This window comes from Streptomyces sp. NPDC028331 (genome assembly GCF_055565775.1).
On record NZ_JBVHTR010000004.1, the window covers coordinates 15314 to 27103 of the forward strand.

At 70.6% G+C, this 11790-nt stretch carries 8 protein-coding genes; 5 read left to right on the plus strand and 3 right to left on the minus strand.

Translation table 11 applies throughout. From position 1 onward, the window contains the following. Position 1: 1 nt before the first annotated feature. Both ACZ4SW_RS06110 and ACZ4SW_RS06115 read right to left on the minus strand, forming a co-directional pair. Positions 2 to 136, minus strand: a complete 135-nt coding sequence (locus tag ACZ4SW_RS06110) for an SPW_0924 family protein (protein ID WP_468238559.1) — start codon at positions 134 to 136, stop codon at positions 2 to 4. A gap of 159 nt (positions 137 to 295) precedes the next feature. Then, positions 296 to 2035 carry a lytic transglycosylase domain-containing protein gene (locus ACZ4SW_RS06115; protein WP_468238560.1) on the minus strand — a complete coding sequence of 580 codons (1740 nt, stop codon included), beginning with the start codon at positions 2033 to 2035 and terminating at the stop codon, positions 296 to 298. A 271-nt stretch (positions 2036 to 2306) separates the two neighbouring features. Between ACZ4SW_RS06115 and ACZ4SW_RS06120 the strand changes: the two genes are divergently transcribed. Next, positions 2307 to 3161, plus strand: coding sequence for a DUF4184 family protein (locus tag ACZ4SW_RS06120; protein WP_468238563.1), 855 nt, complete (start codon positions 2307 to 2309; stop codon positions 3159 to 3161). A gap of 222 nt (positions 3162 to 3383) precedes the next feature. On the opposite strand, the gene polA is transcribed toward ACZ4SW_RS06120, so the two are convergent. Continuing rightward, positions 3384 to 6110, minus strand: coding sequence for a DNA polymerase I (polA, locus tag ACZ4SW_RS06125; RefSeq protein WP_468238565.1), 2727 nt, complete (start codon positions 6108 to 6110; stop codon positions 3384 to 3386). Between the two features lie 256 nt (positions 6111 to 6366). Between polA and ACZ4SW_RS06130 the strand changes: the two genes are divergently transcribed. The 4 genes from ACZ4SW_RS06130 to ACZ4SW_RS06145 all read left to right on the plus strand — a co-directional run bounded on the left by ACZ4SW_RS06130 (position 6367) and on the right by ACZ4SW_RS06145 (position 11619). Further along, on the plus strand, positions 6367 to 8646 hold the full coding sequence (locus ACZ4SW_RS06130) for an FdhF/YdeP family oxidoreductase (RefSeq protein ID WP_468238567.1): 2280 nt from the start codon (positions 6367 to 6369) through the stop codon (positions 8644 to 8646). Between the two features lie 54 nt (positions 8647 to 8700). Beyond that, positions 8701 to 9189, plus strand: coding sequence for a PaaI family thioesterase (locus ACZ4SW_RS06135; protein ID WP_468238569.1), 489 nt, complete (start codon positions 8701 to 8703; stop codon positions 9187 to 9189). A gap of 62 nt (positions 9190 to 9251) precedes the next feature. Next, positions 9252 to 9674: a hypothetical protein gene (locus ACZ4SW_RS06140; RefSeq protein WP_468238572.1), complete on the plus strand. Its 423-nt coding sequence runs from the start codon at positions 9252 to 9254 to the stop codon at positions 9672 to 9674. Between the two features lie 715 nt (positions 9675 to 10389). Next, entirely contained in the window at positions 10390 to 11619 is a 1230-nt protein-coding gene (locus ACZ4SW_RS06145) for a branched-chain amino acid ABC transporter substrate-binding protein (protein ID WP_468238574.1), read from the plus strand. Positions 11620 to 11790 lie beyond the last annotated feature (171 nt).

Genomic DNA, 11790 nt, shown 5'->3' on the forward strand with positions numbered 1-11790 from the left:
GTCACGGATGGCTGGGGACCGTCGTCAGCAGTGGTTTCGGGGACGTCGCGCCGGACGGCGGGCCGAGGGCCGTCAGGCCGAACACCAGGGTGAAGGCCGCGGCGAGGCCGATCGCGGCGGCGACGAGGGCGCGCATGGGGGCCTCCCCGGGGCCGGCGCTGTCACGCGTTAGCTGATACATCGTCAGATCCGGCACCGTAGCAAGGGGCGCGTGAGATGAGAACAAGGGCGCACGAAAAGGCGGCGGCGTCCCTCCGCGATGCGGGGACGCCGCCGCCGTACGTTCCGGGCGGCCCTACGAGCTCGGGGTGGGGCTGGGGGTGGGGGTGGGGCTGGGGGACGGGTCGGCCGCCGCGACCTTCAGTTCGACCGTCAGGGTGGCCCCGCCCGCGGTGGTGATGCGGAGCAGGAACGTGCCGGTCGTGTCGTCGGCGTACAGCTTCGGCAGCTTCAACAGGCCGTTGGCGTCCGTCGTGAGGCCGGTGAGGGTGCGCACGGTCTTGCCGTCGGCGTCCTTGAAGTAGGGGCCCTTGTCGTTCTCGGTCGTGTCGTCGGCCGACTTGACGAGGGTCGCGGTGGCCGCGACACCGTCCGCGACCGCACCCTTGTACGTGGCCTTCACCTCGACCTGGTCCGCGAACTCGCCGCCCGGCGTGCAGGTCGGCTCGGTGTCACCGGTCCGGACAAGGGTGTCGGCCTGGCGTTCGACGACCGTGGCCGAGTACTGGAGACCGGTGGTCACGCGGCCCACGACCAGGGCGCGGACGGTGAAGCCGCCGGTCTTCCGGCCGGCGACGAGCGCGGGCGCGGTGGCCTTGCCCGAGCTGTCGGTGACGACGGTCGCGACGGTCTCCCCGCCGGCGAAGGTGGTGTCCGTGTCGCCGCCGATCGCGAACCGCACACGGACCTTCGGCACGGCCTTGCCGACCTTGGTGACGGCCTTGACCACGATCTTCCGGTCGAAGGTGTCGCCCGTCTTCGCGGACAGCGTGCCGGTGCCGCCGTCCGCCAGGTGGTCGACCGTGTCGGTGGGTGTGGGGGCGGGCGGCGTCGGCTTCGTGGTGGTCCCGCCCGTCGACGGCGGGACGGGGGTGGGATGGGGGGTCGGGGTGCCCCGGCCCGGGGGCTTGGAGGTGCCGGGCCCGTGCGTCTTCCCGGGCTTCGGGCCGGGGCTCGCACCGGAGTTCTGGTCGCTGCGGTGCGCGGGCAGGGTGCCGGTACCGTCCGGGATCGAGTGGCTGCCCTTGCGGTAGTACTCGTACCAGGACAGAACGGTGTTCAGGTAGTCCTGCGAGTTGTTGTAGCTGAGTATCGCGGCGTTCATGTCGGACTGCACCGACAGGTCACGGTCTGCACGGCACAGGTAGTGCGCGGCGGCGAGAGCGGCGTCGTAGACGTTGTTGGGGTCCTTGACGCCGTCACCGTTGCCGTCGCGGCCCGCCCACGCCCAGGTGGAGGGGATGAACTGCATGGGCCCGACCGCACGGTCATAGGTGCTGTCACCGTCGTAGGCGCCGTGATCGGTGTCCTTGATGCTGGCGAACCCGTTGCCGTTCAGGACGGGGCCGAGGATCTTCGTGTACGTGGTGCCGTCCGCATCGACCCGGCCGCCGCCGGCCTGGCCGGACTCCACCTGGCCGATGGCGGCGAGGAGTTGCCAGGGCAGGTTGCAGCCCGGCTTGGAGCGCTGGAGATCCGCCGCGGCCTTCTTGTACGCGTCCAGGACGGTGGCGGGGATGCCGGCCTCCTTCGCGCCGGAAGGGCCCGTGGTGGGGGTGGAGCTCGGGTCGGGCGTCCCGGTGGGGCTGTTGAGCGGCGGCAGGTCGGTGTAGTAGCCGCCGTTGCCGGTGGCGGTGTCACCGCCACTCACGTCGCCGGTCGTCTCGGGCGTGGACTGCGCGCCGGTGGCCTGTCTGCCCTGGTCGTCGGTGGTGACCCCCGGGGCCTGGGACGCCGCCAGAGCCGCGACCGCAGCCGCGGCCACAGCGGTGGTTGCCGCCCCCTTGCGCAGCCTCCTGCCGAAACGCGCCGCCATTGAGTGAACCCCTCCCGTCGACGACCTGGTGTGTGCTGCTCTGCTGTGTCCGTGTGCTCGACCACGCACCCGCGCGGCGACCAAGTGACCCTACGACAACTTGCGTCGATCGAACACCGGTTGGTGCCCGGTTTTCACCAGTTGGTCATGTCTGCTTGGGGTGGACGCATAAACAGGGCGGGTCGCCTCACCCTTCTCATGCGTCCCTCATACTGGACGTTCGTGATCGCCGGGTGGTTGTACTCGGTCAACATCTGCGGCAGGAGGCGTCGTGCCGTTCACCCTCAGCCATGCCGCGGCCGTCCTGCCGGCCGTGCGCGGGGACGGGTCGGGACGCGGGCGACTGGTGCCCGCCGTTCTCGTCGCGGGATCGTTCGCGCCCGACATGACCTACTTCGCGGCGAGTGTGGTGTCCGGGGGCATGGAGTTCGGTACGGTCACGCACTCCTTCACGGGGGTGTTCACCGTCGATGTGCTCATCGCGTGGGCGCTGGTGGGGGTGTGGCTGGTACTGCGGGAGCCGTTGGTGGCGCTGCTGTCGCCGACGGCGCAGGGGCGGGTGGCCGCACTGGTGCGCTGCGGTACGCCGCTGCGGAAGGTGTCGTTCGCGCTGGTGGCGCGGTGGTGCGTCTCCGCGGTGCTGGGCGCGCTGACGCATGTCGTGTGGGACGCGTTCACGCATGTCGGCCGGTGGGGAGTACGGCTGGTGCCCGAGTTGGCGCAGCCCGTGGCGGGCACGCCGCTGTACACATATGTGCAGTACGGGAGTTCGGCGGTGGCGGTCGTGGTGATCGCCGTGTTCGTGGCGGTGGCGCTGCGCCGCACGCCGGCCGGTTCGTCGGCGCTGTCGGCGGTGCCGGTGCTGTCGTGGGCGGACCGGTGGCTGGCGGCGGCGGTGATCGGCGGATGCGCGGCGGCGGGGGCCGTGCAGCGGGCGTCACGGTGGTGGGCCTACTGGGGAGCCCACGCCAAAGCGTGGGAGGTCATCCCGCCGGCGTGCTTCGGCGCGGGCGCCGGCCTGGCGGTGGGGCTCGCTCTGTACGTGACGGGTGTCAGGGCCCTGCGCCGCGCGACCACGGACCCCCGGGGCGCACACCGGGAACCGAGCCGGCCGGCGTCACGCTGACCCCTCGCCCTGGCGGCTCGGTGCGGGCCGCCAGGGCGTGGTGGCTGCGAGCCGACCACTGTGCCGTCAACCCCGGCCGCACGGACCTCGTCCGGGCCGGAGGCTCGTCCGGGCCACCGGGCAACGCGGCGGCGGCGCGGCCACGGGCGGGCCGGGACGCGGGGCCCCGGGGCGATCGGCCCGCCCGTCGGCGATTGCCCGTCGGCGGTTGCCCGTCGGCGGCTAGTGCGCCGCCGACTCCCAGTCCGTCCCGTAGCCCACGGAGACGTCCAGTGGTGCCCTCAGCCGTACGGCTGCTGCCATTTCCCGGCGGACCAGTTCCTCCGTCCGCTGTCGTTCTCCCGGGGCGATCTCCAGCACGATCTCGTCGTGGACCTGGAGGAGCATCCGGGACTTCAGGTCGGCCTCACGCAGCGCCCGGTCGACGTTCAGCATCGCCATCTTGACGATGTCGGCCGCCGTGCCCTGGATGGGGGCGTTCAGGGCCATGCGTTCCGCCATCTCGCGGCGCTGGCGGTTGTCGCTGTTGAGGTCGGGCAGATAGCGGCGGCGGCCGAAGAGCGTCTCGGTGTAGCCCGTCGCCCTGGCCTCGTCCACCACGCGGCGCAGATAGTCCCGCACCCCGCCGAACCGCTCGAAGTACGTGTCCATCAGCGCCCGCGCCTCGGCCGCCTCGATGTTCAGCTGCTGGGACAGGCCGAACGCCGACAGCCCGTACGCCAGACCGTACGACATGGCCTTGATCTTGCGTCGCATCTCCGCGTCGACCGCGTCCCGGCCGACTCCGAAGACCTGGGAGGCGACCGTGGTGTGCAGGTCCTCCCCGGACGTGAACGCCTCGATCAGCCCCTCGTCCTCGGACAGGTGGGCCATCACGCGCAGCTCGATCTGGCTGTAGTCCGCGGTCATCAGGGACTCGAAGCCCTCACCGACCACGAAGCCCCGGCGGATCGCCCTGCCCTCGTCCGTGCGCACCGGGATGTTCTGCAGGTTCGGGTCCGTGGACGACAGGCGGCCCGTGGCCGCGACCGTCTGGTTGAACGTGGTGTGGATGCGGCCGTCCGTCGCGATCGTCTTGATCAGGCCCTCGACCGTCACCCGCAGCTTCGCCTGCTCACGGTGGCGCAGCATGATCACCGGCAGTTCGTTGTCCGTCTGGGTCGCCAGCCACGCCAGCGCGTCCGCGTCCGTCGTGTAGCCCGTCTTCGTCTTCTTCGTCTTGGGCAGGCCCAGCTCACCGAAGAGGACCTCCTGGAGCTGCTTGGGCGAGCCCAGGTTGAACTCGTGCCCCGCCGCCGCGTAGGCCTCCTTCACGGCCTGCTGGACGGCGCCCGCGAACATCTGCTCCATGGCCTCCAGATGCGTGCGGTCCGCGGCGATGCCGTACCGCTCCATCCGGGCCAGCAGCGCGGAGACCGGCAGCTCCATGTCGCGCAGCAGATCCGCCGCGCCGACCTCCCGCAGCTTCTCCTCGAAGGCCTGCCCGAGGTCGAGGATCGCCCGGGCCTGGATCATCAGCGCCTCGGCCTCGGCCCCCTCGTCCGTACCGAACGCAAGCTGCCCGTCCGCCGTGGCCGCGGGCGCCAGCTCACGGCCCAGGTACTCCAGCGACAGCGCGTCCAGCGCGAAGGAGCGGCGGCCCGGCTTGACCAGGTAGGCGGCGAGCGCCGTGTCCATGGTCACGCCCTGGAGGGACCAGCCGTGTTCGGGGACGACGCGCATCGTGGCCTTGGCGTTGTGCAGCACCTTCGGCCTGGCCGGGTCGGCGAGCCACTCCGCGAACGCCTTCTCGTCGGCCTCGTCCAGCTCCGCCGGGTCGAACCAGGCCGCCGCCCCGTCGGCCGCGGCGAGCGCGATCTCGGCCACCGCGCCCGTGCCCAGCGCCCACGAGTCGACCGTGGCGACACCCAGGACCTGTGCGCCGTGCTCGGCGAGCCAGGGCTTCAGCTCCCCCGAGCCGAGCACCGTGCCGTCCAGCTCGACACCGTCCGCGGTGATCGGTGTGGCCTGGGCCTCCTCGGCGCCGGGGTCGACGGCGAAGAGCCGCTCGCGCAGCGAGGGGTTCCTGATCTCCAGGGTGTCCAGGACCATGGCGACGGTCTTGCGGTCGTACGGGACGCGCTCGAGGTCCGCGACCGCCTTCGGCAGCTCCACCTGCCGCTCCAGCTCGGTGAGCCGGCGGTTCAGCTTCACCGACTCCAGGTGGTCGCGCAGGTTCTGTCCGGCCTTGCCCTTGACCTCGTCGACGCGCTCGACCAGCTCCGCGAACGAACCGAACTGGTTGATCCACTTCGCCGCCGTCTTCTCGCCGACGCCCGGGATGCCGGGCAGATTGTCCGACGGGTCGCCGCGCAGGGCCGCGAAGTCCGGGTACTGCGCCGGCGTCAGCCCGTACTTCTCGAACACCTTCTCAGGGGTGAACCGGGTCAGCTCCGAGACGCCCTTCGTCGGGTACAGCACCGTGGTGTGCTCGCTGACCAGCTGGAAGGAGTCTCGGTCGCCGGTGACGATCAGCACTTCGAAGCCCTCGGCCTCGGCCTGGGTGGCGAGCGTGGCGATCACGTCGTCCGCCTCGTACCCCTCGACCGCGAAGCGGGCGGCGTGCATGGCGTCCAGCAGCTCGCAGATCAGCTCGACCTGGCCCTTGAACTCGTCCGGGGTCTTCGAACGGTTCGCCTTGTACTCGGTGAACTCCTCGGAGCGCCAGGTCTTGCGGGAGACGTCGAACGCCACCGCGAAGTGCGTGGGCGCCTCGTCACGCAGCGTGTTGGCCAGCATCGACGCGAAGCCGTAGATCGCGTTCGTCGGCTGGCCGGTCGCGGTGGTGAAGTTCTCCGCGGGCAGCGCGAAGAACGCGCGGTAGGCCAGGGAGTGCCCGTCCATGAGCATCAGCCGGGGACGGTCGCCGCCGGTGGTCTTGTCGGTCTGCTTCGATGCTGTCTCTGCCACGCCCCCGATCCTGCCACGCCCCACTGACACTCGGCCCCGCCCGCCTGCGCCCGCGGCCGACGAGCGGACCGGGGACCGGGCGCGCCACCGGAGACCACCACCGCTCGCCGGACGTTCCGGCCATCGCCGTCGTCCGCAGCCGATACCCCGCCGTCCCCGGTCCCACCCGTCCCGATCCCGCCCGTCCCCTATGTCGGTGGCGCGTGCGAGGATGCGGAGACACAGCTCACAGGTGTATGCGAAGGGGAGGGCCGAGATGGCCAGCAAGCCGCCGACGGGCGATCCGGTTCAGGACGCGCCGCAGATCGCCGAGCCGAAGCACGCCGCGGCGGGCCTCCCGGCGATCGGGCACACCCTGCGCATCGCCCAGCAGCAGATGGGCGTCCGCCGCACCGCGCTGACCCTCCTGCGCGTCAACCAGAAGGACGGCTTCGACTGCCCCGGCTGCGCCTGGCCCGAGCCGGACCACCGGCACAGGGCCGAGTTCTGTGAGAACGGCGCGAAGGCGGTGGCCGAGGAGGCCACCCTGCGCCGGGTCACCCCCGAGTTCTTCGCCGCGCACCCGGTGACCGACCTCGCCGGCCGCAGCGGCTACTGGCTGGGCCAGCAGGGGCGCCTGACGCACCCCATGTACCTGCCGGAGGGCGCGGACCACTACGAGCCGGTCACCTGGGAGCGGGCCTTCGACATCATCGCCGAGGAGATCGCCGCCCTCGACTCCCCCGACCAGGCCGTCTTCTACACCTCCGGCCGCACCAGCAACGAGGCCGCCTTCCTCTACCAGCTGTTCGCCCGCGAGCTGGGCACCAACAACCTCCCCGACTGCTCGAACATGTGCCACGAGTCGTCCGGCTCCGCGCTCTCCGAGACGATCGGCGTCGGCAAGGGCAGCGTCCTCCTCGAGGACCTGTACAAGGCGGACCTGATCATCGTCGCCGGGCAGAACCCCGGCACGAACCATCCGCGCATGCTCTCCGCCCTGGAGAAGGCCAAGGCGAACGGCGCGCGGATCATCAGCGTCAACCCGCTGCCCGAGGCGGGTCTGGAGCGGTTCAAGAACCCGCAGACGCTCAAGGGCCTCACCGCGGGCGCCGCGCTCACCGACCTGTTCCTGCAGATCCGCATCGGCGGCGACCAGGCCCTCTTCCGTCTCCTCAACAAGCTGATCCTCGAGACGGAGGGCGCGGTCGACGAGGAGTTCGTCCGCGACCACACCCACGGCTTCGAGGAGTTCGCGAAGGCCGCCCGCGCCGCCGACTGGGACGAGACCCTGGCGGCGACGGGCCTCACGCGCGAGGAGATCGACAAGGCCCTGCGGATGGTCCTCGCCTCCCGGCGCACCATCGTGTGCTGGGCGATGGGCCTGACCCAGCACAAGCACGCGGTGCCCACCATCCGCGAGGTGGTCAACTTCCTGCTGCTGCGCGGCGACATCGGCCGCCCCGGCGCGGGGGTGTGCCCGGTGCGCGGCCACTCGAACGTGCAGGGCGACCGCACGATGGGCATCTTCGAACGGCCCGCGCCCGCTTTCCTGGACGCCCTGGAGAAGGAGTTCGGGTTCGCACCGCCGCGCGAGCACGGCTACGACGTCGTCCGGGCCATCCGCGCCCTGCGGGACGGCGAGGCGAAGGTCTTCTTCGCGATGGGCGGCAACTTCGTGTCCGCCTCCCCCGACACCGAGGTGACGGAGGCGGCCATGCGGCGCGCCCGCCTCACCGTGCATGTGTCGACGAAGCTGAACCGCTCGCACACGGTCACCGGGGCGCGCGCCCTGATCCTTCCCACCCTGGGCCGTACCGAGCGAGACCTCCAGGACAGCGGCGAGCAGTTCGTGACCGTGGAGGACTCCATGGGCATGGTCCACGCCTCCCGCGGCCGCCTGGAGCCCGCGAGCCCGCACCTGAAGTCCGAGCCGGCCATCGTGTGCCGCATGGCCCGCCGGGTGCTCGGCGCCGGCAGCAAGGTGCCGTGGGAGGAGTTCGAGAAGGACTACGCGGCCATCCGCGACCGCATCGCGCGGGTGATCCCCGGCTTCGAGGACTTCAACGCGCGCGTGGCCCGTCCGGGCGGTTTCGCGCTCCCCCACGCCCCCCGCGACGAGCGTCGCTTCCCCACCGCCACCGGCAAGGCCAACTTCACGGCGGCCCCCGTGGAGTATCCGGAGCTGCCCGAGGGGCGGCTCCTGCTGCAGACCCTGCGCTCGCACGACCAGTACAACACCACGATCTACGGCCTCGACGACCGCTACCGGGGGATCACCAACGGCCGCCGTGTCGTCCTCGTCCACCCCGAGGACGCCCGCGCGCTGGGCGTGGCGGACGGCTCGTACGTCGACCTGGTCAGCGAGTGGAGGGACGGCGTCGAGCGGCGCGCCCCCGGCTTCCGCGTCGTGCACTACCCCACCGCGCGGGGCTGCGCCGCCGCCTACTACCCGGAGACCAACGTGCTGGTCCCGCTGGACGCCACCGCGGACACGAGCAACACCCCCGCCAGCAAGTCCGTGGTGGTCCGCCTGGAACAATCGGCGACCGACTGAGCGTTTGCTCAGCCACAGTCGAGTCACCGAACACCACGAACGGAGCCGTGCCTCATGGGCGAGCAGCACACCGTGAAGTTCCCCCAGGAAGTCGTCGACGAGTACGCCGCGCTCGGCGTCGACCTGCCCGCCCTCTTCTCCGCCGGTCACCTCGGCACACGGATGGGCGTCCAGATCGTGGAGGCGTCCGCGGAGCGCGTCGTCGGCACCATGCCGGTGGAGGGCAACACCCAGCCGTACGGGCTGCTGCACGGCGGCGCCTCCGCCGTCCTCGCCGAGACCCTCGGCTCCGTCGGCGCCATGCTGCACGGCGGCAGCTCCAAGATCGCTGTCGGTGTGGACCTGAACTGCACCCACCACCGCGGGGTGCGCTCGGGCCTGGTCACCGGCGTGGCCACCCCCGTCCACCGGGGCCGCTCCACCGCGACGTACGAAATCGTGATCAGCGACGAGCACGGCAAGCGCGTGTGCACCGCCCGCCTCACCTGCCTGCTGCGCGAGGTACGGCCCGGCGACGAGGCGCACCTGCGCACGGGGGACTGAGCGCAACAAGCCCGCGCCGCACCGCCGTTGCCCCCTGGCACCCGGCGGCTTAGCGTCATGACATGACAACGGGAGGAGCGCCCCGGCCGGGGCCGGCGGCGCTCGTACTCTGGCTCGGACTGGCGCTCCTGGCGGGCGGGGCGGCGACCGGTTGCGGCCATTCCGGCTCCGGCGGGGCGACGGGCACCGAGCGGCCCGTCTCCGCCTCGGCATCCCCACGGGCCACGCCTCCGCAGGAGTTGTGCACCCGGGTCGTCACCTACTGGTCGCGCAAGGTGCTGGACTCCCGGACGTACGGGGACTACCAGAGCATGGGGCTGTCCGACGGGCAGTACGACATCCTGCGGAGGGCCGTGAGCGCGGCGCGGGCCGAGAAGAGGCGTCACGGCGCCCGCGCGGCGGACGAGTTGATCGACCGCATGGCCCGCGAGGGCTGCGCCGACTGGTACCGCACCGGCGGGCCGAGCAACGGCCCGTGGAAGTGAGCGGTTCCCGACCCCCGCCGAGCGCGCACGGATCCACACAGGACGGCCCCGGCCCCTCGGCTCCCCGCACGGCAGAGCCTCACCCCGCCCGGGCCTGACGAACAGCCACCCCGGACCCGGCCGTGCGCTCCCCCGACAGGCGGCCGGTCACCGGTCACGCGGCCCTCATCGCCCGCCCCACGCCTCCGCACACTCGGCCGCGGCACCCCTTTGCGCACAAAAGGGGTTCCCGTCCGCAGGATCGTCGTCCCCGTGCGTGTGACCGAATACGGAGAAGTGCCACGGAACGCCGGATTCCCTTTCCTGAATGTAACTCTACGTAATGTAGATGTAATGCACGCGCAAAGCAGCACACCCCGTTCACGCTATGTACACGACCCCCGGGCGACCTTGGAAGTAGCCTGTAGCAACGATTTCGAGTAATCAGCAAAACCGCCGACACACCTGAATCCACAGGCGCGCGTCCTGCAGGTTCTCACTATGCGGACCGGGCGAATCGGCCTGAATTTCACTGTTCAGCCCTCTCAGTACCGCTCTGCATTACCTGGTGTCATAACAAGAGCGTCACAGCATTGGTCAGACTCTCCTCCACGTTCCCCACACACGCTTAGAGTCACCGCCAGTCACCGCGCCGCCGGATTCGAAGTTACTTCGGTCAGCGCTCGACTCGGCTGACTCCACGGGGAGTCACCGTGCCAGGGAAAGGACCTCATCCGTGCGTCAACGTTCGCTCATAGCCATCACCGCCGCGCTCGCGGCGGGATCGCTGACCCTCACCGCCTGCGGGTCGCGTGACAACAACGGCAGCGGTGGGGGCAGCGGCAAGACCACTGTCGTGATCGGCGTCGACGCCCCGCTGACGGGCGACCTCTCCGCCCTCGGCCTCGGCATCCGCAACTCCGCCGACCTGGCCGTGAAGACGGCCAACAAGCAGGGATACGTCAAGGGCATCGAGTTCAAACTCGAACCCCTCGACGACCAGGCACAGCCCTCCGTCGGCCAGGCCAACGCCCAGAAGTTCATCAGCGACAGCAAGGTCCTCGGCGTCGTCGGCCCCCTGAACTCCAGCGTCTCCCAGTCGATGCAGAAGCCGTTCAACGACGCCGGCCTGGTCCAGATCTCCCCCGCCAACACCGGCACGGAACTCACCCAGGGCGACGGCTGGAAGACCGGCCACTCGGTCCGCCAGTTCAAGACGTTCTTCCGCACCGCCACCACCGACGAGGTCCAGGGCGCCTTCGCCGCCGAGTACCTCTACTCCAAGGCCGGCAAGAAGAAGGTCTACCTGATCGACGACCAGAAGACCTACGGCGCCGGCCTCGCCGCCTCCTTCAAGACCAACTTCACCAAGCTCGGCGGAAAGATCGTCGGCAGCGACCACGTCAACCCCGACGACCGCGACTTCAACGCCGTCGTCGCCAAGGTCAAGCAGACCGGCGCCGAAGCCCTCTACTACGGCGGCGAGTACCCGGCCGCCGCCCCGCTGAGCCAGCAGCTCAAGGACAGCGGCACCAACATCCCGCTCATGGGCGGCGACGGCATCTACTCCGGCGAATACCCCAAGCTCAACAAGAAGGCCGAAGGCGACCTCGCCACCTCCGTCGGCAAGCCCGTCGAACAGCTCCCCTCCGCCAAGGAGTTCATCGCGAACTACAAGGCCGCGGGCTACAAGGACGCCTACGAGGCCTACGGCGGCCTCACCTACGACGCCACCTGGGCCATCATCGAAGCCGTCAAGACGGCCGTCGACGGCAACAGCGGCAAGCTCCCCTCCGACGGCCGCAAGGCAGTCCTCGACGCCATGTCCAAGGTCAAGTTCGACGGCGTCACCGGCACCATCTCCTTCGACGAGTTCGGTGACACCACCAACACGCTGATGACGGCGTACAAGATCAAGAACAACGCGTGGGTGCCCGAGTACAGCGCCTCACCGAAGCTGAGCTGAGCAGGGGACCGAACAGAAAGCGCACTCCCCCTCACACATTGATCCAGGCCGGGGGGGGGGGGGGGGGGACCAAACACCCCCCGCGGGGCAGCGCGCCCAACGACCCCCAACGACAGCATGGTGAACGAAAAACACGCCCAACACAGCAACAGGGGCCCCACCCTGGCGCAC

Excerpts from the sequence above, each read along its gene's own strand:
- ACZ4SW_RS06110 (WP_468238559.1), bottom strand. The coding sequence starts at position 136 with ATGCGCGCCCTCGTCGCCGCCGCGATCGGCCTCGCCGCGGCCTTCACC.
- ACZ4SW_RS06115 (WP_468238560.1), bottom strand. The coding sequence starts at position 2,035 with ATGGCGGCGCGTTTCGGCAGGAGGCTGCGCAAGGGGGCGGCAACCACC.
- ACZ4SW_RS06130 (WP_468238567.1), top strand. The coding sequence starts at position 6,367 with ATGGCCAGCAAGCCGCCGACGGGCGATCCGGTTCAGGACGCGCCGCAG.
- ACZ4SW_RS06135 (WP_468238569.1), top strand. The coding sequence starts at position 8,701 with ATGGGCGAGCAGCACACCGTGAAGTTCCCCCAGGAAGTCGTCGACGAG.
- ACZ4SW_RS06140 (WP_468238572.1), top strand. The coding sequence starts at position 9,252 with ATGACAACGGGAGGAGCGCCCCGGCCGGGGCCGGCGGCGCTCGTACTC.